23 protein-coding genes are annotated in these 21,848 nt (G+C 69.5%); 7 read left to right on the plus strand and 16 right to left on the minus strand.

The genetic code is table 11. The features are described 5' to 3' along the window. Window position 1 precedes the first annotated feature (1 nt). From FNH24_RS10585 to FNH24_RS10625, 9 genes are all read right to left on the minus strand, one after another. Entirely contained in the window at window positions 2-2,491 is a 2,490-nt protein-coding gene (locus FNH24_RS10585) for an NADH-quinone oxidoreductase subunit G (RefSeq protein ID WP_152362140.1), read from the minus strand. Beyond that, window positions 2,488-3,813: an NADH-quinone oxidoreductase subunit NuoF gene (gene nuoF, locus FNH24_RS10590; protein ID WP_152362141.1), complete on the minus strand. Its 1,326-nt coding sequence runs from the start codon at window positions 3,811-3,813 to the stop codon at window positions 2,488-2,490. Before nuoF ends, FNH24_RS10585 begins: the two co-directional genes overlap by 4 nt. After that, on the minus strand, window positions 3,813-4,568 hold the full coding sequence (gene nuoE, locus FNH24_RS10595) for an NADH-quinone oxidoreductase subunit NuoE (protein ID WP_152362142.1): 756 nt from the start codon (window positions 4,566-4,568) through the stop codon (window positions 3,813-3,815). The genes nuoF and nuoE overlap by 1 nt, the downstream gene beginning before the upstream one ends. Further along, window positions 4,565-5,905, minus strand: a complete 1,341-nt coding sequence (locus FNH24_RS10600; RefSeq protein WP_152362143.1) for an NADH-quinone oxidoreductase subunit D — start codon at window positions 5,903-5,905, stop codon at window positions 4,565-4,567. Before FNH24_RS10600 ends, nuoE begins: the two co-directional genes overlap by 4 nt. Beyond that, complete coding sequence (locus FNH24_RS10605; RefSeq protein ID WP_152362144.1) at window positions 5,905-6,702, minus strand: NADH-quinone oxidoreductase subunit C; 798 nt, start codon at window positions 6,700-6,702, stop codon at window positions 5,905-5,907. The genes FNH24_RS10600 and FNH24_RS10605 overlap by 1 nt, the downstream gene beginning before the upstream one ends. Continuing rightward, window positions 6,699-7,253: a NuoB/complex I 20 kDa subunit family protein gene (locus FNH24_RS10610; protein WP_152362145.1), complete on the minus strand. Its 555-nt coding sequence runs from the start codon at window positions 7,251-7,253 to the stop codon at window positions 6,699-6,701. Before FNH24_RS10610 ends, FNH24_RS10605 begins: the two co-directional genes overlap by 4 nt. Window positions 7,254-7,284: 31 nt before the next feature. Beyond that, entirely contained in the window at window positions 7,285-7,644 is a 360-nt protein-coding gene (locus FNH24_RS10615) for an NADH-quinone oxidoreductase subunit A (protein WP_152362146.1), read from the minus strand. 704 nt (window positions 7,645-8,348) lie between these two features. Next, complete coding sequence (gene mobA, locus FNH24_RS10620; RefSeq protein WP_161606082.1) at window positions 8,349-9,206, minus strand: molybdenum cofactor guanylyltransferase; 858 nt, start codon at window positions 9,204-9,206, stop codon at window positions 8,349-8,351. A gap of 32 nt (window positions 9,207-9,238) precedes the next feature. Beyond that, window positions 9,239-10,501: an isochorismate synthase gene (locus FNH24_RS10625; RefSeq protein WP_246186834.1), complete on the minus strand. Its 1,263-nt coding sequence runs from the start codon at window positions 10,499-10,501 to the stop codon at window positions 9,239-9,241. 124 nt (window positions 10,502-10,625) lie between these two features. On the opposite strand from FNH24_RS10625, the gene FNH24_RS10630 reads away from it, so the two are divergent. Together FNH24_RS10630 and FNH24_RS10635 are read left to right on the plus strand one after the other, a co-directional pair. Next, entirely contained in the window at window positions 10,626-11,471 is an 846-nt protein-coding gene (locus FNH24_RS10630) for a hypothetical protein (RefSeq protein WP_217428164.1), read from the plus strand. Between the two features lie 16 nt (window positions 11,472-11,487). Further along, on the plus strand, window positions 11,488-12,912 hold the full coding sequence (locus FNH24_RS10635) for an arylsulfatase (protein WP_152362149.1): 1,425 nt from the start codon (window positions 11,488-11,490) through the stop codon (window positions 12,910-12,912). On the opposite strand, the gene FNH24_RS10640 is transcribed toward FNH24_RS10635, so the two are convergent. Next, window positions 12,905-13,333: a DUF6463 family protein gene (locus tag FNH24_RS10640; RefSeq protein ID WP_152362150.1), complete on the minus strand. Its 429-nt coding sequence runs from the start codon at window positions 13,331-13,333 to the stop codon at window positions 12,905-12,907. The genes FNH24_RS10635 and FNH24_RS10640 overlap by 8 nt on opposite strands. A 140-nt stretch (window positions 13,334-13,473) precedes the next feature. Between FNH24_RS10640 and FNH24_RS10645 the strand changes: the two genes are divergently transcribed. Beyond that, window positions 13,474-14,076 carry a TetR/AcrR family transcriptional regulator gene (locus FNH24_RS10645; RefSeq protein ID WP_152362151.1) on the plus strand — a complete coding sequence of 201 codons (603 nt, stop codon included), beginning with the start codon at window positions 13,474-13,476 and terminating at the stop codon, window positions 14,074-14,076. 14 nt (window positions 14,077-14,090) lie between these two features. Here FNH24_RS10645 and FNH24_RS10650 read toward each other — a convergent pair whose 3' ends face one another. From FNH24_RS10650 to FNH24_RS10660, 3 genes are all read right to left on the minus strand, one after another. After that, window positions 14,091-14,981, minus strand: coding sequence for a phosphotransferase family protein (locus FNH24_RS10650; RefSeq protein WP_161606083.1), 891 nt, complete (start codon window positions 14,979-14,981; stop codon window positions 14,091-14,093). A 152-nt stretch (window positions 14,982-15,133) separates the two neighbouring features. Next, window positions 15,134-15,985 carry a nucleotidyltransferase domain-containing protein gene (locus FNH24_RS10655; protein ID WP_152362153.1) on the minus strand — a complete coding sequence of 284 codons (852 nt, stop codon included), beginning with the start codon at window positions 15,983-15,985 and terminating at the stop codon, window positions 15,134-15,136. Window positions 15,986-16,122: 137 nt separating this feature from the next. Beyond that, the gene (locus FNH24_RS10660; RefSeq protein WP_152362154.1) at window positions 16,123-16,890 is read right to left on the minus strand and encodes a DUF4097 family beta strand repeat-containing protein; all 768 of its coding nucleotides are present in this window, start codon (window positions 16,888-16,890) and stop codon (window positions 16,123-16,125) included. Window positions 16,891-17,039: 149 nt separating this feature from the next. Between FNH24_RS10660 and FNH24_RS10665 the strand changes: the two genes are divergently transcribed. From FNH24_RS10665 to FNH24_RS10675, 3 genes are all read left to right on the plus strand, one after another. Then, entirely contained in the window at window positions 17,040-18,023 is a 984-nt protein-coding gene (locus FNH24_RS10665; protein ID WP_152362155.1) for a phosphotransferase, read from the plus strand. 90 nt (window positions 18,024-18,113) lie between these two features. Beyond that, window positions 18,114-18,722 carry a ClpP family protease gene (locus FNH24_RS10670; RefSeq protein ID WP_152362156.1) on the plus strand — a complete coding sequence of 203 codons (609 nt, stop codon included), beginning with the start codon at window positions 18,114-18,116 and terminating at the stop codon, window positions 18,720-18,722. Between the two features lie 2 nt (window positions 18,723-18,724). Further along, entirely contained in the window at window positions 18,725-19,336 is a 612-nt protein-coding gene (locus FNH24_RS10675) for a ClpP family protease (protein WP_152362157.1), read from the plus strand. A gap of 29 nt (window positions 19,337-19,365) precedes the next feature. Here FNH24_RS10675 and FNH24_RS10680 read toward each other — a convergent pair whose 3' ends face one another. Next, entirely contained in the window at window positions 19,366-19,797 is a 432-nt protein-coding gene (locus FNH24_RS10680) for a helix-turn-helix domain-containing protein (protein ID WP_152362158.1), read from the minus strand. A gap of 81 nt (window positions 19,798-19,878) precedes the next feature. Between FNH24_RS10680 and FNH24_RS10685 the strand changes: the two genes are divergently transcribed. After that, window positions 19,879-20,589: a glycoside hydrolase family 16 protein gene (locus tag FNH24_RS10685; RefSeq protein ID WP_152362159.1), complete on the plus strand. Its 711-nt coding sequence runs from the start codon at window positions 19,879-19,881 to the stop codon at window positions 20,587-20,589. 54 nt (window positions 20,590-20,643) lie between these two features. Here the strand turns inward: FNH24_RS10685 and FNH24_RS10690 are convergent, their stop codons facing one another. After that, window positions 20,644-21,531, minus strand: coding sequence for an arginase family protein (locus FNH24_RS10690; RefSeq protein ID WP_152362160.1), 888 nt, complete (start codon window positions 21,529-21,531; stop codon window positions 20,644-20,646). A 75-nt stretch (window positions 21,532-21,606) separates the two neighbouring features. Further along, the gene (locus tag FNH24_RS10695; RefSeq protein WP_152362161.1) at window positions 21,607-21,828 is read right to left on the minus strand and encodes a hypothetical protein; all 222 of its coding nucleotides are present in this window, start codon (window positions 21,826-21,828) and stop codon (window positions 21,607-21,609) included. Between the last annotated feature and the right edge of the window lie 20 nt (window positions 21,829-21,848).

The following is a 21,848-nucleotide window of genomic DNA, read 5'->3' on the forward strand; positions in this document are numbered from 1 at the left end:
ATCAGGCTCCCTGCTCATCCTCGACCGGGTCGGCCGACGCTTCCGGTGCCGCGATCCGGACCACGTCACCGGCCGCGGCGGCCAGTCGGTCGGCCACCCCGATGCCCGGGGCCAGGGTCGGCACCCAGACCACTCCGTCGGCCATCTCCGGCACCAGTTCGACCGGCAACTGCAACGATCCATGATCATTCTCGATCCGGATCTGATCACCGATCCCGGCGGCCTCGGCGGTCGCCGTGCTGAGCCGGGCCACGGTGCGGCGGGCCGTCGCCAGCAGTTCCGGCTCGTTGTCCACCGACCGGCTGGCGTCGATCGCCAGCCGCCAGGTGGCCAGCACCACGGTCGTGGTGCCGGGGACGCTGGCCCGGCCGGGCTCGATGTTCGGGGCCGGCGCCACGTGGCCGTCCCAGGGGCCGAGCTCGGCCAGTTCGGCGCTCGCCTCGGCGGCCGAGCGGACGCCGAGATCCTTGCCCAGCAGGTCGGCCAGCGCGGCCAGCACCCGCAGGTCGGTCATCACGTTGTCCCGCTTGATCACCACCGGGAACGGCCGCTCCCGGCCCTCCCAGGTGAGGAAGCTGCCGGCCCGCTCCTCGATCAGCGACACCGGCAGCACCACGTCGGCCCGCTCGGTCACCGACGACGCGCGCTGCTCGACACTGATCACGAAGCCGACCTGCTCCAGCCCCTCCAGCGCGGACTGCGGGTCCATCAGGTCGCCCGGGTCGACGCCGGCCACGACCAGCGCGCCGAGCTCGGCGTCGGCGGCCGACATCAGCATCTCGTCGCCGTCCCGGCCTTCCAGGGCCGGCACCTCGGTGACGCCCCAGGCGCTGGCCAGGTCGACCCGCGCGCTCGCGTCGGAGATCGGGCGACCACCGGGCAGCAGGTTGGGCAGACAGCCGGCCTCGACCGCGCCGCGATCACCGGCCCGGCGCGGGATCCAGGCGATCCGGGCGCCGGTCGACCGGCTCAGCGCCAGCACCGCGGTCAGAGTGCCGGACGACAGCGCCGCCCGCTCGCCGACCAAGATCACCGAGTCGGCGTCGAGCTGGACGCCGGCCGGCAGCTGGTTCAACGTCGCCGCCTCGGCCCCGGGCACGGTCTTGATCAAGGTCGCGCCGTGCTTGCGGGCGCCGTTGCTCAGGTACGGGGCCAGGGTCCAGGACTTGAGCTTGCTCTTCCGGTGCGCCTTGCGCAGCCGGAGGAAGATCGTTCCGGCCTCCTCCTCGGCCTCGAACGACACCAGCAGCACGCCGGAGGCGGACTCCAGGTCGTCGAAGCTGACCGGGGCGGCGCCCGGCCGGGACGCCGAGCCGGCGACCGCGTGGGCCAGGAACTCGGCCTCCTCGGCGGTGTTGGGCCGGGACCGGAAGTCGATGTTGTTGGTGCCCAGGACCACCCGGGCGAACTTCGAGTAGCCGTAGGCGTCCTGCACGGTGAGCCGGCCGCCGGTCAGCACGCCGACCGAGTCGCCGGCCTGCTTCAGCCCGTCGGCCGCGGCCTGCAGCGCCTCGGGCCAGGAGGCCGGCCGGAGCACGCTCTCGCCGGTCGCCGCGTCGGTGTCACGGACCAGCGGGTACGTCAGCCGATCGTCACCGCGGCCGTAACGGAAGGCAAACCGGTCCTTGTCGGTGATCCACTCCTCGTTCACCTCGGGATCGTTGCCGGCCATCCGGCGCATCACGGTGCCGCGGCGATGATCAACCCGGATCGCCGAACCACAGGCGTCGTGCTCGGCCACCGACGGCGTCGAGACAAGATCAAAAGGCCGGGACCGGAACCGGTAGGCGGCGCTGGTCAGCGCGCCGACCGGACAGATCTGGATCGTGTTGCCGGAGAAGTAGGACTCGAACGGCTCGCGCTCGTAGATGCCGACCTGCTGCAGCGCGCCGCGCTCGACCAGCGCGATGAACGGATCGCCGGCGATCTGCTCGGAGAACCGGGTGCAGCGGGCGCAGAGCACGCAGCGCTCGCGGTCCAGCAGCACCTGGGCCGAGATGTTGATCGGCTTCGGGAAGGTCCGCTTGAGATCGGTGAACCGGCTCTCCGCATACCCGTGGCTCATCGCCTGGTTCTGCAGCGGGCACTCACCGCCCTTGTCGCAGATCGGGCAGTCCAGCGGGTGGTTGATCAGCAGGAATTCCATGTTGCCGTGCTGCGCCTTCTCGGCGACCGGCGAGGAGACCTGGGTCCGGACCTGCATCCCCGGCATCACCTCGAGCGTGCACGAGGCCTGCGGCTTCGGCATCCCGCGGCCGTTGCCGGCATCCGGGATCTCGACCAGGCACTGGCGGCAGGCGCCGACCGGCTCGAGCAGCGGATGATCACAGAACCGCGGCACCTCGACACCGATCAGCTCGGCGGCGCGGATCACCAGGGTGCCCTTGGGCACCGACACCTCGACGTCGTCGATGGTGACCGTGACCAGGTCTTCCTTCGGAACCACGTCCCCTGAGCCCGTCGAAGGGCTCTTATCGGCGGTGACCGTCATGAACTCACTCCCGCTTCAGCCGGCTGACGGACGAAGATCGTGCTGCGCTCGTACGGGAACAGCTCCCAGGCCGGGGTGTGCATGCCGGCCTCGAACTCGTCCCGGAAGTACTGGATGCCCGAGGTGATCGGCGCGGTAGCGCCGTCGCCCAGGGCGCAGAAGGAGCGGCCGAGGATGTTCTCGGAGAGGTCGAGCAGCTTCTCGATGTCCCCTTCCTCGCCGCGGCCCTCTTCCAGCCGCTTGAGGATCTGGACCAGCCACCAGGTGCCCTCCCGGCACGGGGTGCACTTGCCACAGGACTCGTGCTTGTAGAACTCGGTCCAGCGCAGCACGGTGCGGACGATCGAGGTGGTGTCGTCGAAGCACTGCAGGGCCTTGGTGCCCAAGATCGACTTCACCCCGGCGACGCCCTCGTAGTCCAGCGGGACGTCGAGGTGTTCCTTGGTCAGCAACGGCGTCGACGAGCCGCCCGGGGTCCAGAACTTGAGCTCGTGCCCCTCCCGCATCCCGCCGGAGATCTCCAGCAGCTGGCGCAGCGTGATCCCCATCGGGGACTCGATCTGCCCCGGGTTGGCCACGTGCCCGGACAACGAGTAGATCGTCATCCCCTTGGACTTCTCCGAGCCCATCGAGGAGAACCAGTCCGGCCCGTTGGCCACGATGCACGGCACCGAGGCGATCGACTCGACGTTGTTGATCACGGTCGGGCTGGCGTACAGGCCGGCGACCGCGGGGAACGGCGGCCGCAGCCGCGGCTGGCCACGACGGCCCTCCAGCGAGTCCAGCAGCGCCGTCTCCTCGCCGCAGATGTACGCGCCGGCGCCGGCGTGCACGATCACCTCGAGATCGAACTCGGTGCCGAGCACGTGCTTGCCGATGTAACCGGCGGAGTAGGCCTCGCGGACCGCCTGCTGCAGCCGGCGGATCACGTGCAGCACCTCGCCGCGGACGTAGATGAACGCGTACTTGGCCTTGATCGCGTAGGAGGCGATGATCACGCCCTCGACCAGCGTGTGCGGGCTGGCCAGCATCAGCGGGATGTCCTTGCAGGTGCCCGGCTCGGACTCGTCCGCGTTGACCACGAGATAGGTCGGGTTCGGGTTGTCCTTGGGGATGAAGCTCCACTTCATCCCGGTCGGGAAGCCCGCACCGCCGCGGCCGCGCAGCCCGGAGTCCTTGACCTGGCTGACGATCTCCTCCGGCGCCTGCTGCAACGCCTTGCGCAGGGCCTGGTAACCGCCGCCCTGCTCATAGTTGTTGAGCTTCCAGGCGCGGTCGTCGCCCCAGTTGGCGGTGAGGACCGGCGTGACCGTGTCGACCATCAGGCCTTTCCTTCCTCGGACTCGGCCGAAGCCTCCGGAACCGCCCCGGGCTCCGGTGCCTTCCAGCCGTTGCGTCGCGCGATCTCCAAGCCCAGCACGGATTCCGGGCCGGCCGCCGGACCCTCGTCGGCCCGGCCGTCGGGGAAGCCGGCCAGCACCCGCTCGGCCTGCTTCCAGGTGCAGATCCGGGCGCCGCGGGTGGACTGGACTTCCGCACCGGCCCGCAGCTTGTCCACGACCTCGACCGCCGACTCCGGGGTCTGGTTGTCCATGAACTCCCAGTTGACCATCATCACCGGGGCGAAGTCGCAGGCGGCGTTGCACTCGATGTGCTCGAGCGTGATCTTGCCGTCCTCGGTCGTCTCGTCGTTGCCGACCTCGAGATGATCTTGCAGCCGGGACAGCACCTCGTCGCCGCCCATGATCGCGCAGAGCGCGGTGGTGCAGACGCCGACGTGGTAGTCACCGACCGGCTTGCGCTTGTACATGGTGTAGAACGTCGCGACGCCGGAGACATCGGCCGCGGTCAGGCCGAGGAGGTCCGCGCAGATCTCGATCCCGGCCGGGGTGACCCGGCCCTCGACGCTCTGCACCAGATGCAGCATCGGCAGCAGAGCCGACCGGGCCTGCGGATAACGGGCCGCGATCTGCCGCAGCTCGTTGATCGTGTCCTCGCCGATGCTCGTCTCGGTGACCGAGTAGTCCAGGCTCGGCTCGTCGAAGTGGGTCTTCAGGTGGCCGTTCTCGCCGCTCACCGATCAACACCTCCCATAACCGGGTCCAAGGAAGCGACCGCAACGATCACGTCCGACACCATGCCGCCCTCGCACATCACCGGCATCGCCTGCAGGTTGACGAAGCTCGGGTCGCGGAAGTGGGCCCGGAACGGCCGGGTGCCGCCGTCGGAGACGACGTGCGCACCGAGCTCGCCGCGCGGGCTCTCGACCGGCACGTAGGCCTGGCCGGGCGGCACCCGGAAGCCTTCGGTGACCAACTTGAAGTGGTGGATCAGCGCTTCCATCGACTCACCCATGATGTGCTTCAGGTATTCGTTGGAGTTGCCCATGCCGTCGCTGCCGATGGCCAGTTGGGCCGGCCAGGCGATCTTGCGGTCGGCGACCATCACCGGGTCGCCCTGCATCTTCTCCAGCCGCTCGATGCACTGCTCGACGATCTTGACGCTCTCCCACATCTCGTTCAGCCGGATCCGGAACCGGCCGTAGGAGTCGCAGGTGTCCCAGGTCTGGACCTCGAAGTCGTACGTCTCGTAGCCGCTGTAGGGCTGCTTCTTGCGCAGGTCCCAGTCGTAGCCGGTGGAACGCAGCGTCGGGCCGCTGATGCCGAGCGCCATGCAGCCGGCCAGATCGAGGTAGCCGACGTCGCTGAGCCGGCCCTTGAAGATCGGGTTCTCGTTGCAGAAGTCGGCGTATTCCGGCAGGTGCCGCTTCAGCCACTTGACCAGATCGCGAAGATGATCAAGGCCGTTGTCGGGCAGGTCGTTGGCGACGCCGCCGGGCCGGATGTAGGCGTGATTCATCCGAAGGCCCGTGATCAACTCGAACGCGTCGAGGACCTTCTCCCTTTCGCGGAAGCCGATCGTCATCACGGTCAGCGCGCCGATCTCCATCCCGCCGGTGGCGATGCAGACCAGGTGCGAGGAGATCCGGTTCAGTTCGAGCATCATCACCCGGATGACCTCGGCCTTCTCCGGGATCTGATCTTCGATGTCGAGCAACCGCTCCACGCCGAGGCAGTAGGACATCTCCTGCGACAGCGGCGACAGGTAGTCCATCCGGGTGCAGAAGGTCACGCCCTGGGTCCAGGTGCGGAACTCCATGTTCTTCTCGATCCCGGTGTGCAGATAGCCGATGCCGGTCCTGGCCTCCGTGACCGACTCGCCTTCCATCTCCAAGATCAACCGGAGCACGCCGTGGGTGGACGGGTGCTGCGGGCCCATGTTGACGACGATCCGCTCGTCGCCGCGTTCGGCCTGATCGGCGACGACCGTGTCCCAGTCCTGCCCGGTGACGGTGTAGGTCTGATCGGCGTCGTCGTCGGTAAAGGTGCCGTAGGGATCCGTGGTGCTCGACATCAGTTGTAGCTCCTCCGCTGATCGGGAGGCGGAATCGAGGCGCCCTTGTATTCGACGTCGATTCCGCCGAGCGGATAGTCCTTGCGCTGAGGGAAGCCCGGCCAGTCGTCGGGCATCAGGATCCGGGTCAACGACGGGTGACCGTCGAAGATGATCCCGAACATGTCGTACGTCTCCCGCTCGTGCCAGTCGGCCGTCGGGTAAGTCGGCACCACCGAGGGGATGTGCGGATCGGCGTCCGGTGCGGTGACCTCGACCCGGATCCGCCGGTTGTGGGTCATCGACTGCAGGTGGTAGACCGCGTGCAGTTCGCGCCCGTTGTCGGCCGGGTAGTGGACGCCGGAAATGCTGCTGCAGAACTCGAACCGCAGCACCGCGTCGTCCCGCAACTGCGGCACCAACTCGGCGAAGTGCTCCCGCTCGACGTAGAAGGTGATCTCGCCCCGGTGCACCACCACCCGGGTGATCGCCTCGGCGTGATTCGGCATCAGCTCGCAGATCCGGTCGTACACCTCGTCGAACCAGCCGCCGTACGGAGGCAGCGATCCGGCCGGGAACTCGACGGTCTTGATCAAGCCGCCGTAGCCGGAGGTGTCCGACGAACCCGTGGCGCCGAACATGCCGCGACGCACACCGATCACCTCGGCCCGGGTGGTGCCGTCTTGATCAGCTTGATCAGCTTCGGTCGCCAGGGCATCACTCGGGGCGGCGGTGCCGCCGGTGTGCTGGGCCTTGGCCGACTGGCTCTCGGTCGGCTCCTCGTCGGGGCCCTTGGCCCGGCGCGGCTTGTCGCTCATCGCAACAGACCCTTCATCTCGTGCGTCGGGACCATGCTCAAGGCCCGCTGCTCGGCGCGCTCGTTGGCCTCGATCTCGTTCAACCCGACCGGACGCTCGCGGACCTTGTCGCGGAGCTTGAACATCGCGTCGATCAACATCTCCGGCCGCGGCGGGCAGCCGGGCAGATAGATGTCGACCGGCACCACATGATCAACACCCTGCACGATCGCGTAGTTGTTGAACATGCCGCCGGTGCTGGCGCAGACGCCCATCGCGAGCACCCACTTGGGGTTGTGCATCTGGTCGTAGATCTGGCGCAGCACCGGGGCCATCTTCTGGCTCACCCGGCCGGCGACGATCATCAGGTCGGCCTGGCGCGGCGAGGCCCGGAAGACCTCCTGGCCCCAGCGACCGGAGTCGTAGCGCGGCGCGCCGTACGTCATCATCTCGATCGCGCAGCAGGCCAGGCCGAACGTGGCCGGCCAGAACGAGGCACTGCGCATGTAACCGAAGATGTTCTCGACGGTGGTCAGCAGCACCCCGGTGGGGAGCTTCTCTTCTACGCCCATCAGCGCACCTCCGAAGCCTTGCGGTGGTTGTTCAGTCCCATTCCAGTCCCCCACGTCGGAGCACGTAGACGTACGCCACGAAGACGGTGACGATGAACAGCACCATCTCGACCAGCGCGAACGTGCCCATCTGCTCGAAGGACACGGCCCAGGGATAGAGGAAGACGATCTCGATGTCGAAGACGATGAACAGCATCGCGGTGATGTAGTACTTCACCGGGAAGCGCCCGCCGCCGATCGGCTGCGGAGTCGGCTCGATGCCACACTCGTACGAGTCGTATTTGGCCCGGTTGTAACGCCCCGGGCCGACGATCATGGTGGTCAGGATGGTCAGGCCGACGAACGCGGCGGCGATCGCCAGCATCATCACGATGCCGATGTAGGGGCTCACCGCTGGCCGGCCCTCCTTGTCGAGAAACGGCCGGCTCGCTCGGTCTCGGCGTCGTCGCGCAGGCGGATGACGCCGGACAGGGTGGGACCCATTGCCGCTCCTGCTAGGTGTTGTTGCCTGGCGCGCTCGGCACCACAGCACTACGGGGTCACGAGTTAGTGAAAACAATCACTAGCTCGGCGTCAGTCTACGACTCCTGCTTCTGGGCCGCCACTTGACCCACCCGCGGCGCGCCGCACGGGATTTCCCAAGCCTGTAAGGAAGATCCGCGCTAATTACGCATGGCTGATCTTGCGTAATTAGGGCCCCGGCTACGTTCCTTCAGCCTGTCGAAGGGACGACGACTGGCCGGTGCGGCGGGGTTCGATTTCGCGGCAGGGTGCGGTCCGGCGACGGTGGAAAGACGCACCAAAGGGCGGCCGGGTTCGGTGCTGGGGTCGTGATCGCGGCCGGCTGCCGGTTTCTCGCCGAGTGGACGCTTTGGCCACCAAAAGTGCAGAAATCGTGGCCAAAGCGTCCACTCGACGTGCGCGCAGGCGAATCGGTCGGGCGGGCCGTGGGCCGGCCGACAGCCGGCCGGCCCAGCCCGCACAACGACGAACCCGGCCCGTCCTTGGCGCGTCTTTCACCGTCGCCAGACCGAACCGACACTCGCGGAACCCAACCAACGATCCGCCCAGTCGGGCGCGCGCCCTTCAATCGGCTCAGGGAACGTTCACCCAGAGATCCACACCGTCCGGGCCCAGCGGATCGCCGACCGAGCGGAGCGCGATCCGGAGGGCGGAGGTCCGGGCGCTGGCCGGGTCGTCCGTGAGCAGGACCGCCGTCGTCCAGCCGGCCGACGCCGCCGACTTGCTCGGGCCGGCAACGAACCCGCGCCGAGCCAGGACTACCGCGCGGACCAGCGCGGTGACCGCGGCCGGCTCGGCGCCGAGCAAGATCAACTTCGCCGGGGCCTCGGCGTCGATCGCGGCCAGGATCTGCCGCACCGCCGGGGAGTCGCGCCAGGCCCAGGCCCGGTGCTGGTCGGGCGTGTCGATGTCCCAGGTCTCCGCCGCGGCCAGCTCGACTTGGGTCAGGCCGAGCGGCAGCACCAGTCGCCGGGCGGAGGCATTCGCACCGCCCTCGGCGCCGGCGGCCTCGATCAACCGTTCCGCCGCCGGCCGCCGGATCGCGAACTGCAGCGGCTGCTCCTGGCCCGACTGGTCGACGGCGATCACGCCCGCCTCGTCCGGCAGCTCGGCGAGCCTGGCCAACAGGGTCTCCGCCGCGGTGCCGCCGCCAGGTGCGTCCCCGGGGTGGACCGTGATCAACTCCGCCGGGGTGGCCAGAGCGGCCCGCAGCCCGGTGATCATCGCCGCCGCCGGCCCGCCGCCCGGATGATCATCGGCGACGAACTCCACCGGCCGGCCGATCGTGCGGGCCGGGCCGACGATGATCACCCGCCGGTCCCCGGCCAACCCGGCGACGGCCCGGTCGAGCAGCGGTGCCCCCACGACGTCGGCGGCCAGCTTGTCCGCCCCGTACCGCCGCGAAGCCCCGCCGGCCAGCACCACGGCCACGGCGGACTCGTTAACGTGAAAGACCGACCGGGTCAGTTCTCCCCCAACGCGTCCCGCATCGGGACCAGCTTGGCGTTGGACTCGGCGAACTCGAGCTCGGGGTCGGAGCCGGCGACGATGCCGCAACCGGCATAGACGCGGATCTGTCGCGGGTCGGTGTCGTCGATCTGGCCGCAGCGCAGCGCGATCCCCCACTCGCCGTCGCCGCGGGAGTCGATCCAGCCGACCGGGCCGGTGTAGCGACCGCGGTCCATCTTCTCCAGCTCGGCGATCGTGTCCCGGGCCAGATCGGTCGGGGTGCCACAGACGGCGGCGCTCGGATGCAGGGCGGCGGCCAGGCCGAGCGAGCTGGTGCCGGGATCGAGGGCGGCGGTGACGTCGGTGGCCAGGTGCAGCACGTTGGGCAGTTCGAGCACGTACGGGGCGTCCGGCACGTTCATCCCGGAGCAGTACGGAGCCAGTGCCGCGGCCACCGAGCGCACGGCGTATTCGTGCTCCTCCAGATCCTTGCTGGACGTGGACAGCGCGGCGGCCAGGGCAAGATCATGATCATCGCGGCCGGTCCGGCGGATCGTGCCGGCCAGCACCCGGGAGGTGACCAGGCCGGCCTCGGACCGGACCAGCATCTCCGGCGTGGCACCGACCAGTCCGTCGATCAGGTAGGTCCAGCAGCGCCGGTAGGTGGTCTCCAGGGACCGGAACAGCCAGCGCGGGTCCAGATCCTCGTCGGCCACGGCGAGCAGATTGCGGGTGAGCACGACCTTGTCCAGACCGCCCGCGTTGATCCGCCGCACCGCCTCCGCGACGGCGCCCTCCCACTGCGGCCCGCTCAGCGCTCCGTCGGCGTACCGGATCGTGCTCGGCGGCCGCGGCGGCGCCTCGGGCTCCGGCACCGCCGAGAGCGGCGGGGTCAAGCGGGTCGGATCGGAGATCTCGGTGATCCAGCTGCGGCCGTTGCGATGTCCGTAGACGATCTCCGGCACGATCAGCAGCGACTGGGCGTCGGTGTTGTTCGGATCGAAGACGAAGCTGCCGAACGCCACCAGGCCCGCGCCGGACGGCGGATCGTCGAGGTCGGACTCGATCTCGGCGGCGTCGACCAGCTCGGTCCACCACCGCTCGGCATCGACGAACGAGCCGGCCTTGTAGCGGGCCACCTCGCCGCGGCCGATCAGCCCGGCGCCGTCCCGCACCCAGCCGCACGCCTCCCGCCGCGCCAGCCGCACGACCAGGTCCCCGAGATCGGCGACCTCCGTGGTTTTCACCCGGAGGGCCGGCCGCTGCACAGCATCCACGGGATCAGGGTATGTCGTGCCGGGAACCTCGCCGCGCCCCGCGAGCGTCGAGTGTGACCAATCAAGCACGGAACGGCCGCACGCCCTACGCAGGATTGCGTACGCCGGGGCCGTCGATCGGCCGATGCGCCCGGGCCGGTTCGCCGCGACGATGAAGGGGCCGAAGGGAGCCACCATGAACACCGTGCTGACCGCGTCCCGGGCGGCCGTCGGGGCGCTGCCCCGGATCTGGATCGGAGCCCGTCCGCTGGAGCGGCTCTGGTACGTCGTCGCCGGGGTGCTGTTCGCCGGCGGCCTCGGCCACGTCGCCGTGCTGCTGCTGACCGGGGCGTCGTGGGAGGGTCCGACCTCACTGCGCAAGGCGGCGACGTTCGGTCTGTCGTTCGGGCTGACCCTGGCGACCGTCGTCTGGGCCAGCTCGTTCATCCGGCTGGGCTCCTGGTTCCGGGCGGCGGTGTTGTCGATCTTCACCGTGGTCTGCGTGCTCGAGACGGTGTTGATCACGCTGCAGGCCTGGCGCGGCGTGCCGTCGCACTTCAACTTCGAGACGCCGTTCGACACGTCGGTGTCGATGACGCTGGCCGGTGGCGGCTTCGTGATCATCGCCGTCGGGCTGATCCTGGCCGGGGCCGCGCTGCGGCGCACCGCCGACCTGACCCCGGAGCTGCGGCTGGCGCTGCGCTACGGCTTCGGCACGCTGCTGGCCGCGTTCGGCACCGGGGCGATCATGATCGCCACCGGTGTCACCCTCGCCCGCTCGGGCGATCCGGCCGCGGCGTACGCGACCGCCGGTTTCCTCAAGCCGCTGCACGCGGTCGCCCTGCACGCGATCTTGGTGCTGCCCGGCCTCGCCTGGCTGATCGGTTTCACCGGTTGGGATGCCGGCCGCCGACTGCGGGTGGTCCGGTGGTCGATCATGGGATACTCGGTGCTGCTCGTCGGGGCGGTGATCATCTCCTTGGTCGGTTGAGAAACAGGGGTGAGACGTGAGCCAGCGCAACGTGATCTTGATCTGTGTCGATCAGTGGCGCGGGGACTGTCTGTCGGTCGACGGCCATCCCGAGCTGCACACCCCGCACCTGGACGCGCTCGCCCTGGACGGCGCCCGCTTCAGCCGCGCCTACTCCGCGACGCCGACCTGCGTGCCGGCCCGGGTGGCGCTGATGACCGGGCTGTCCCAGCGGACCCACGGCCGGACCGGCTATCAGGACGGGGTGCCGTTCGACTATCCGGTCACCCTGGCCGGCGAGTTCCGGCGGCACGGCTTCCAGACCCAGGCGATCGGGAAGCTGCACGTCGAGCCGCCGCGGTCCCGGATCGGGTTCGACGACGTCCTGCTGCACGACGGCTACATGCATTACGGGCGGCGGCGGTCGAGGCCGGTCGAGTTCTACGACGACTACGTGCCGTGGCTGCGCAATCGCGAGGGCCAGGAGGCCGATGCCGACTACTTCGCGGACGGGGTGGAGTGCAATTCCGTCGTCGCCCGGCCGTGGAGCAAGCCGGAGTCGACCCACCCGACGAACTGGGTGGTCAGTCAGGCGATCAACTGGCTCTACCGGCGCGACCCGGCCGATCCGTTCTTCCTCTATCTGTCCTTCCACCGCCCGCACCCGCCGTTCGACCCGCCGGCCTGGGCCTTCGAGCAGTACCTGCGGTTGCCGCCCTATCAACCGGTCGTCGGCGACTGGACCGACACCTTCGCCGATCATCGCCAAGATCAACGGCACACCGCCTTCGTAGCCCGGATGCGCGCGGACGTGTTGCACCGGGCCCGGGCCGGCTATTACGGCCACATGGCGCACATCGATCTGCAGCTCAACCGGCTGCGCGAGGTGCTGGCCGAGTTCGAGCTGGCCAAGGACACCACCGTCGCCTTCATTTCCGATCATGGCGAGATGCTCGGCGAGCACGAGCTGTTCCGGAAGGGCTATCCGTACGAGGGATCGGCGCGGATCCCGTTCCTACTGGCCGGCCCGGGGATCGAGAAGGGCGTCCGCCGGGACGAGGTGGTCGAGCTGCGCGACGTGATGCCGACCCTGCTCGACTGTGCCGGCCTGCCGGTGCCGGACTCGGTCGAGGGACGCAGTGTGCTGCCCCTGATCCGGGGCGAGTCGACCGGCTGGCGCTCGTACCTGCACGGCGAGCACGTGCTGCTCGGGCAGTCCCTGCAGTGGTTGACCGACGGCCGGGAGAAGTACGTCTGGCTGTCCGGCACCGGCCAGGAGCAGCTGTTCGACCTGGTCGCCGATCCGCGGGAGACGACCGATCTCGGCCGGCAGCCGGAGCAGGCCGACCGGGTGGCCCGATGGCGGAAGTTGTTGATCAAGGAGCTGGACGGCCGACCCGAGGGCTACGTCGGTGCGGGGCACCTCATCCCGGGCCGGCCGCCGATGGCGCTGATCAACTGAGCCCGACCCGGGCCCCGACCGGGATGGCGGGGGCCGCGCCACGACGTCGGGCCCGATGGGCGCCGACGAGCAGCAGTACGGCGGCGACCGGCAGCAGCAGCAGCGGTGAGAGCCCGGCCAGCACCGTGGTGACGACGGTCCAGCCGACCAACGCCCAGGCGATGAAGGCGGGCGGCGTGATGCCACGGAGGCCGAGCCACAGCACGATCAGGCCGACCAACAGCAGCAGCGGGCCGAAACTGTAACTGCTGAACCAGAACGACGCGGTCAGCGGTGTCATCAGCACCAGATCGGCGTTCGCCGGCTGCCACAGCTCCAGACCCAGCCACGCCGCCCCGTACCGCGGCACCGTCATCACCAGCGACCCGGCCGTGTGACCGATGCCGCACAACGTGATCAGAACACCAGCCCAGATGATCATCGGATCCCCTTTCCTCGATTTCGTTGCCACCAAAGTAACAAACATGTGTGTATGTTTGTTAGTGATCTAGGACTCGTTCGGAGCCGGGTGGAGCGTCGCCTAGGCTTCGACAGCGGAATCCAGCAGAGGAGAGGAGCCGGGTGAACACGATCCAGCCGCGACGGACCCAGGCAGAACGCCGGGCCGCGAGCCGTACGGCACTGGTCGAGGCGGCCGCCCGCGGCATCGCGCGCCACGGCTACACCCGGCTGTCGCTGGCCGACGTGGCCCGGGAGGCCGGCTACACCCGTGGCGCGCTTTACCATCAGTTCCCCGGCAAGGAGGAGTTGGCGCTCGCCATCGTCGAATGGGTCACCGAGACCTGGCAGGCCGAGGTCGGCCACCTCTTCGACATCGACGCCGACCCGGCCAGCACGCTGATCGCGGTCGCCCGGCAGCACACCGTCTACTGCCGGCGCGACATCGCCGCGGTGATGCAGATGCTGCAGATCGAGTTCAACCAGCGTGATCATCCGGTCGGCGCCGCAGTGGGCGAGTTGATCGACCGGCTCGCCGCGCGGTGTCGGCGGCTGATCATGGCCGGGCGGCGCGACGGCTCGATCCCGCCCGGTCCGCCGGCCACGCACACCGCCCAGGCCTACCTCGCCGTGATCGAGGCGGTCGCCATCGCCGTGGCCGGCCACCGGCCACACGACGTCGAGCTCACCGAACGCGCGGTCCGCGGCGTCCTCGGGCTGAGCTGAGAGCGACCAGTTGATCAAGCCAGCAGCGGCAGCACCGATCGCACCTTGAGCAGGGAGTCGGCGTACTCCTCGGCGTCGTCGTTGTCGACCGACCAGGCGACACCGCCCAGATTGCGGGCGATCCGGAACAACCGCACCCGCTCGGCCAGCGAGCCATCCGGGCCGAGCTGATCTTGATAGCCGCGCAGCAATGCCGCACCCAGGGCCGGATCGATGTCCCACACCGGCGCCAGGTCCACCGCCGGATCGGCCAGCTCGGCCGCTTCCCAGTCGATCACCCCGGCCAGGCCGTCCGGTCCGATCACCAGATTGTCGTGCCAGAAGTCGCCGTGCACCACGACCACGTCGCGGTCGCCGAGCCCGCAGATCCGGGGCACGAATTCGGCGCGATGCCAACGGGTCAGCCGGCCGTGATCGGCCGACGACAGTTCGCCCGCGAGCAGCGCGATCGACGACTCGACCATCTCGAGCACCCAGGTCCGCCAGACCTCCAAGGAGTCGACCGAGTCCCGGACCGCCGGATCGGTGATCCCGTGCAGCCGGGCCAGGAACCGGGCCAACTGGCCGACCACCTCGGCCGAGACCGGCCGATCCCAGGGCAGCGTGATCCCCTCGATCGTCGGGTAGGCCGCCGCCCCGAACCGCACCTCCGGCCCGGGCGGCACCTGCCACTCCGGCCGGGGCACCGCGACCGGAAGATCATCCAGCAGCGACACCACCCGCCACTTGCGCTCGTGCGTGTCCCCCGCCTGCTGATTCCGCCCGATCCGTACCGTGAATCCGGAGCCGGTGCTGACCACCACGCTGGAGAACCCGGTGTAGATCGTCCGGAGCGGAGGCCGGGCGAGATCCGGCCGGTCCCGCCGCAACGCGGCGAGCGCCGGCTCCACCAGAGCGTTGCTCACCCCGGCATCCTCGATCGCAACCACCACTTCCCGCCACCCCTTTACCCGACACCCCTGTTCGGCGTTCGCTCCCTGAGCCTGTCGAAGGGCGAGACCGATGATCCGACGACGCAGAGGAACAGAGCCGCGAACGGGCCGGCCCTTCGACGAGCTCAGGGAACGAAACCGGCCCAGTGCTCCCGGTAGGTGCGGATCAGCCAGGCGTCGATCCAGGGCCGATCCGGCTCGTCCGGCAGCCCGCCCCGCTCGAGCTCGCGTTCCAGCTGCTCGCGGAAGCCGGTGATCACGGTCAGCGTCTCGGCCAGCGACAACTGGCCGGCCCGGATCTGCCGTAGCAGGGCGCGGTGCGGCTCCGGGATCGGCAGCGTGATGGACCGAGTCGTGGCGAACTCGACGCCCTGGACGCCGAGCCGGGCGGCGTGCATGGCGAACTTGGTGTCGTAGCCGTGCTCGGCGACCAGCTCGGGCCGGTTGGTCCGCGCCGACCGCTCGCCGGTCATCGCCTTGACCTGGCTCTCCAGATAGCCGAGGAACCGCTCGATCGACCGCTTGCTGGCGAACCGGTGAGCGTTGGCCCTGACCTCGTCCGCCGTCGCCGAGCCGACCACGATCTCATCCTCGGGGACAAACAGCGGCAGCAGCACCGTCGGGTTCCCGTCGGCGGCCAGCCCGGCCCACTTCCGCAGCGAGTAGACGATCACGTCCAGATCCCCCGCGCCGGAACGATTCCGCAGGCCGCCGTCGCGATCCCAGGCGGTGTGCCGTTCGAACTGCTCGAACCGGATCGAGCCGCGCTCGCCGGCCGGGACCCGGGCCAGCCCGATCACGTACTCCGGCGGCTCGAGGCAGAACCCCATCTCGTCCCGGTCGTCCTGCCCGGCGATCGAGGTGCCGTGGACGCCGGAGCCGACCTGCACCAGCAGCCGCAGGCCCTGTTGGGCGATCTCCCGGGCCACTGCCCCGGCATGCGGGTGGCCCGGATAGGGCGACGGCAACTGATGCATCCGGACACCCTGATCGATCGAGGCCGGGCCGGGCAAGTGGGATAAGGGCCGTGGCGTCAATCCCCGGCGGGATGGTCGACGACGCGGGTGAGCAGTCGGACGAGCTGGTCGCGCTCGCCGGCCGAGAGCGGTGCCAATCAGACGGGTTCGACCCGCAGCTTGCCGTCGCTCACCTTCGCGGCGATCCGGTGCTCGGAGTCGGCGTCCTGGCCTACGGTGATCGTGGACTTGGCCGACGAGAGATCGGTCTTGACGCGGTAGTCGGCGGCGGGCAGCCGGATCGTGGTGTTGCCCCGGGTCGACCGGGTCGCGACGTCGGCCGGCGGCCGGTCGAACTCCAAGATCACGTAACCGTCGACGGCCTTGGCGGCGACGCGCTCGGAGGTGAGTCGTTCGGCCCGCATGCTGCCGTTGCTCGTGGCCAGCTCGACCGGACCCGACACCCGATCGAGATTGATGTTTCCCTCCGACACGTCGATCTCAAGCGGGGCGGTGAACTGGCTGGCCACGACGCTGCCGGACTCGGCCTTGATCTTGACCGGCAGATCGGCCGGCACCTCGATCCGGTGCCGCAGTCGGCAGTCGATGATCACCCCGGAGCAGACCCCGCCGAGCCGGATCGTGTCGTCGCCTTCCTTGGCCCACTCCGCGTGGGCATCACCGGCCGTCTTCTCCACCTCGAACCAGCGGGTGATCCGGACCTCGTGGTCGGGCCCGCCGGTCGGCGGCACCGGGACCACCTCGACCGAGCCGAAGTCGGAGCGAATGATCACGGCCGCACCGGTCAGCCGGAAACTGGTGGTCTCCGGCGCGCCGCCGATCCTGGTCACGGCACAGGACGAGACGGCCAGGGCGACCATGATCACCAGCAGGGCGGCGGCGCGTCGGAGCTTGGAAGAGTTCATGGCATCGAAGGCTAGGAAGATCACTGGCCGAGCACATGCGGTACGTCCCCGGTTCCGACCCGTACGCCCGTCGGCCGATCGACTACGACCGTGGGCGGAAGGTTGAATTCCGATCGACACCTCGTCGTCGATCGGGCACCCTGATCGCCATGGTCCGGCCCTCCCCGATCCCCACCGCTGCCACCGCGCGACGTCCGGTCTGGTCCGAGCTCCCTGCTCCGGTCCGGCGCGAGATCGAGCGACTGGCCGGCGGGACCGTGGTGCGGGCCGAGTCTCAGGGCGGCGGCTACACCCCCGGCTTCGCCTCCCGGCTGCTGCTGGCCGACGGGAGCCGGGTCTTCGTCAAGGGGGCCAGCTCGGAGTATCCGTGGATGATCGAGGCCTATCAGGCCGAGGTGGACAAGCTGCGCCTGCTGCCCGCGGCCGTGCCGGCGCCACGGGCGATCTTCGATCACCGGTTCACCTCATCGATCCCCGAGCCCGCCGCTGGGCAAACTCCGCCAGTCGCGGAGTGGCTGATCACCGGCTTCGCCGACGTCGCCGGCCGGCCACCGATCCGGCCGTGGCGCGAAGACGAAGCCAAGGCCGTGCTCGACCGGGTCGCAGCGATGAGCCGGGTCCTCACCCCGCCACCGAGCGGTGCCGACTGGATCGGCTTCGACGACGAGTTCGCCGCCAACGCCGCCGACTGGTCCGCCGCGGTCGAGCGACGCCTCGTGCCGGATTCGCTGGTCGGGACCGGACCGGCGCTGGCCCGAGAGTTCCTGGCTCACTGCGCGAAGACGACCCTGGTGCACTGCGATCTCCGCGACGACAACGTGATCATCGGGTCCGAGGTCTGGGTCTGCGACTGGAACTACCCGGTCCTCGGCCCGACCTGGACCGACGCGATGTCGCTGCTGATCTCCATGCACGGCGACGGCCTCGATGCCGACCAACTCCTCGCCGCCACCGGCCTCGCCCCCGAGTCCGAACGATCCTTGATCAACGGCTTCCTGGCCACCCTGCTCGGCTACTTCGCCATCGCCGGCCACCGCCCCGAGGTCGACAACTCCCCCTACCTGCGCACCCTCCAACGCTGGTACGCCGACGCCGCCGCCGACTGGCTGCTCCGACGCCTCGACCGGATGTGACCGTCGAAATCTCTGCCGTGAGCTAAACGATCTTGGGTGTGGCGGTCCGGTCGGCCAGGGTTGATCACAACACCACAGGCAGGAGTGATCATGACCACCACCCAGACCGAGCGGCCACAGCCGTTCGGCGACCATCTCAACGCCCGGCTGCTGGAGCAGCGGATCATCGTGCTCGGGGTCGAGGTCGATGACGCCATCGCCAACCAGATCTGCGCCCAGCTGTTGCTGCTGTCGGCCCAGGACGCGCGCCGCGACATCAGCATCTACATCAACTCGCCGGGTGGCTCGGTGTCGGCCGGCTTGGCGATGTACGACACGATCCAGATGATTCCCAACGATGTCAGCACGTTGGCGATGGGGCTGGCCGGCAGCATGGCCCAGATCCTGTTGTGCACCGGCACCAAGGGCAAGCGGTACGCGCTGCCGCATGCGCAGGTGCTGATGCACCAGGGATCGGCCGGTTTCGGCGGCACCGCGGCCGACATCGAGATCTACGCCAAGCAGCTCGACCGGACCTCGCAGATCGTCAACAAGCTGATCTCCGATCACACCGGCCAGCCGGTGGAGAAGATCATCGCCGACAGTCAACGGGACCGTTGGTTCTCCGCCCAGGAAGCACTCGACTACGGCATGGTCGACAAGATCATCCACCGGATGGAAGACGTCCGGCCGGCAACACAGGGAAAGGTGGGGCTGTAGGCATGGGTCAGTACACGATTCCGACAGTGGTGGAGCGGACGCCGACCGGCGAGCGGGCGTTCGACATCTATTCCCGGCTGCTGGCCGAGCGGATCATCTTCCTCGGCACCGAGATCGACGACGGCGTCGCGAACGTGATCATCGCGCAACTGTTGCACCTCGACTCGGCCAGCGCCGATCTCGATATCAACCTGCACATCAATTCACCCGGCGGCTCGTACACCGCGATGATGGCGATCTACGACACCATGCAGTTCGTCCGGTCCGATGTGGCGACCTTCTGCATGGGGCAGGCGGGCGCCGCGTCCGCGGTGCTGTTGGCGGCCGGGACGCACGGCAAGCGGGCGGCGCTGCGGCACAGCAAGATCATGTTGCAGCAGCCGGTCGGTCAGTCCCGCGGCACGCTGCCCGATCTGGCCGTGCAGGCCAAGGAGATGTCACGACTCCGGGAGGAGATCGAAGAGGTGATGGCGCTGCACACTGGGCACTCGGAGAGCAAGATCAGGATCGACAGCGATCGCGATCGGGCGTTCAATGCCGACGAGGCGGTGGCGTACGGACTCGTCGATCAGGTGGTGACGACGCGTAAGACGGTCGATGCCCTGGCCCGCTGAGGATCGGCCGCCGACGCCGGAGCGTAAGGTCAGGCGGCGAGCAGGCAGGTGACGTCGCCGCCGGAGCGGCGCGAGGTGTGCGGCCGGGCGATCTCCAGCGGGCGCTCGTCCCGGGCCGGCAGCTCGGCGTACCGGCCACGCAGCCGGCGCCGGGCGCGCCGGCTGCCGATCGGCACCACGACCCGGTCCGCTCGCAATGCGACCAACTGCCGGCCGACCATGGCGACCAGGTCGACCAACTCGATCCGCAGCGCGTCGCAGACCGCACCGAGCACCTCCGACGACGGCTCCTTGCGGCCCCGCTCGATCTCGGAGAGGTAGGGCACGGACACCCCGGCGGCGTCGGCGACATCGGCCAACGTGCGCTTCTGCTCCTGCCGGGTCCGACGCAGCGCGGCGCCGATCAGTGACCGCAACAGCGGGTCCTTGGTCCTGACCTGGTCCGCCTCGTCCGCGCGCATGGGCCCACGCTAACCGGATTCCGGTCCCGCGACCGGCCCGGTTCGCTGCCGGCTGAACGACTTCGGTGGCACGATCGAGACATGCTCAACGAAGAACGGGTGTGGACCGAAACCTTCGAAGGGCAGGAAGGCCGGCCGCCGAACTCCTCCATCTGGACCCGCGAGCTCGGCCGCGGCGGCATGCACCAAGATCAGCGCTACACCGACGCGATCGGCAATGCCGCCCATACCGGGGACGGCCAACTGGCGATCACCGCGCGCCGTGAGCCCGACGGCACGATCACGTCGGCCAAGTTGATCACTCAGCGCAAGTTCCTGATGCGGTACGGACACGTCGAGGCCCGGATCAAGGTCCCGGGCGGCCGCGGCACCTGGCCGGCCTTCTGGATGCTCGGCGAGAACCTGCCGGACGTCGGCTGGCCCGACTGTGGCGAGATCGACGTGATGGAGCACGTCGGCGGCGATCCGCACACGGTCCACGGCACGCTGCACGGACCGGGCTACAGCGGCCTGGAGGACGGGATCGGCGAGTCGTACGACACCGGGATCGACCTCAGCCACGACTTCCACCGCTACGCCGTGCGCTGGACCGCGAACGAGATCAGCTGGTGGTTCAACGACCATCCGTACCTCCGACTGAGCCCTGGCGACGTGCCGGGCCCGTGGCCGTTCGACCAGCCGTTCTTCCTGCTGCTCAACGTCGCCGTCGGCGGCGACTGGCCCGGCAACGCCGACGGATCACCGGACCTGCCGGCGACGATGCTGGTCGACTGGATCACCGTCCGCGCATGATGCCGGTCAGTTTGGCCGGGTAGTCGCGGCACGATTGACCGCCTTGACGACGGATCAGGGCAGGACGTCGACGAGCAGGTCGACGAGCAGCCGGGCGGCCGAACCATCGGGGTCGAGCTCGGGATCGAAGACGCAGACCTGCAGGCCGGCGGCGTCGCGGACCAGCGGCCGCAGCACGGCGGCCAACCGGTCGGGGTCGAGGCCGCCGGGCGAGGGCGAGTCGACCGCGGGCATCAGCGCCGGGTCGAGGACGTCGACGTCGAGGTGCACCCAGTAGCCGGTCAGCGGCGCGGCGGTGACGATCGGGCGCACCCGGTCCAGCACCGCGTCGGCCGACCTGATCACGTCGGCGGCCGATACGACGTCGGCGATCACGGTGCGGGCGTCGGCCGCGTGTTCGTCGTCCGCCCGGTGCCCGACATGCACGCTGTCCGTCGGCCGGAAGTACGGGCCGAGCCCGTCGACGTCGCTGATCGCGGGCCAGTGCAGTCCGACCGCCGCGGCCAGATCCTCACCGGCCAGGCTGGCGCACTGCTCCGGTCCGCCGGGACGGCGGAAGTCGAGGTGGCCGTCCACGTGCACCAACCCGAACCGGCCTCGGCGCCGCAGCCAGAGGCCGGCCGCCAGCAGCAGGCTGCAGTCGCCGCCGATCACCAGCGGCCGCCGGCCGGCGGCGTGGACGCGATCGAAGCGGTCGGCCAACGCTCGGGCATGCGCGACGATCGGCTCCTGGTTGCGCAGTCGGTCCACCCCGGCGACGACGTCGTCGCGATAACGGCCCGGCAGCACCGCGCCGAAGTCGGCCAGCGCGAGCCGGTCGTGCAGTCCTGCCTCACGGAGCGCCTCGGGCGCCTTGGCCGCCCCCGGCACGGCGGTCGGCTCCGGCGGCCGGAGTCCGAGATTGGTCGGTGCGGCGACGATCCCGTACGGCAGCAGCGTCATGGTCCTGATCGTGCGGCGCGCGGCCGTCGATGGCAACGCCGAATCGCGCAACGATCGATCAGCCGGACGAATCGATCAGGGCGTCAGGGTCCAGAGCTGCTCGCACGGCAGCGGATCGAGGCCGGGGGTCGCCCCCTCGTCGACCGTGACCCGAAGCCCTTGGAATCGCCGGCCGATCGACCGCGCGTATTCCCTGGCTGCCGTGGGTTCGGCTCGATAGGTCCTGAGCACCACCGCGCCGAACCACAGTTGGACGCGATGCTCGTCGGTGATGTTGTCCTGTGAAGTGACGCTCATGGCTCGACCTCCGTGGTCGG

The organism is Microlunatus speluncae (assembly GCF_009299835.1).
Classification (GTDB): domain Bacteria; phylum Actinomycetota; class Actinomycetes; order Propionibacteriales; family Propionibacteriaceae; genus Microlunatus; species Microlunatus speluncae.

What these genes read in the sequence shown, in the direction of transcription:
- nuoF (WP_152362141.1), bottom strand. Translation starts at nt 3,813, where the DNA reads ATGGTCGACACGGTCACGCCGGTCCTCACCGCCAACTGGGGCGACGAC.
- FNH24_RS10605 (WP_152362144.1), bottom strand. Translation starts at nt 6,702, where the DNA reads ATGAGCGACAAGCCGCGCCGGGCCAAGGGCCCCGACGAGGAGCCGACC.
- FNH24_RS10695 (WP_152362161.1), bottom strand. Translation starts at nt 21,828, where the DNA reads ATGAGCGTCACTTCACAGGACAACATCACCGACGAGCATCGCGTCCAA.
- FNH24_RS10690 (WP_152362160.1), bottom strand. Translation starts at nt 21,531, where the DNA reads ATGACGCTGCTGCCGTACGGGATCGTCGCCGCACCGACCAATCTCGGA.
- FNH24_RS10670 (WP_152362156.1), top strand. Translation starts at nt 18,114, where the DNA reads ATGACCACCACCCAGACCGAGCGGCCACAGCCGTTCGGCGACCATCTC.
- FNH24_RS10680 (WP_152362158.1), bottom strand. Translation starts at nt 19,797, where the DNA reads ATGCGCGCGGACGAGGCGGACCAGGTCAGGACCAAGGACCCGCTGTTG.
- FNH24_RS10675 (WP_152362157.1), top strand. Translation starts at nt 18,725, where the DNA reads ATGGGTCAGTACACGATTCCGACAGTGGTGGAGCGGACGCCGACCGGC.
- FNH24_RS10685 (WP_152362159.1), top strand. Translation starts at nt 19,879, where the DNA reads ATGCTCAACGAAGAACGGGTGTGGACCGAAACCTTCGAAGGGCAGGAA.
- FNH24_RS10600 (WP_152362143.1), bottom strand. Translation starts at nt 5,905, where the DNA reads ATGTCGAGCACCACGGATCCCTACGGCACCTTTACCGACGACGACGCC.
- FNH24_RS10585 (WP_152362140.1), bottom strand. Translation starts at nt 2,491, where the DNA reads ATGACGGTCACCGCCGATAAGAGCCCTTCGACGGGCTCAGGGGACGTG.
- FNH24_RS10640 (WP_152362150.1), bottom strand. Translation starts at nt 13,333, where the DNA reads ATGATCATCTGGGCTGGTGTTCTGATCACGTTGTGCGGCATCGGTCAC.
- FNH24_RS10610 (WP_152362145.1), bottom strand. Translation starts at nt 7,253, where the DNA reads ATGGGCGTAGAAGAGAAGCTCCCCACCGGGGTGCTGCTGACCACCGTC.
- FNH24_RS10655 (WP_152362153.1), bottom strand. Translation starts at nt 15,985, where the DNA reads ATGCATCAGTTGCCGTCGCCCTATCCGGGCCACCCGCATGCCGGGGCA.
- FNH24_RS10630 (WP_217428164.1), top strand. Translation starts at nt 10,626, where the DNA reads ATGCGCCCGGGCCGGTTCGCCGCGACGATGAAGGGGCCGAAGGGAGCC.
- FNH24_RS10665 (WP_152362155.1), top strand. Translation starts at nt 17,040, where the DNA reads ATGGTCCGGCCCTCCCCGATCCCCACCGCTGCCACCGCGCGACGTCCG.
- FNH24_RS10660 (WP_152362154.1), bottom strand. Translation starts at nt 16,890, where the DNA reads ATGAACTCTTCCAAGCTCCGACGCGCCGCCGCCCTGCTGGTGATCATG.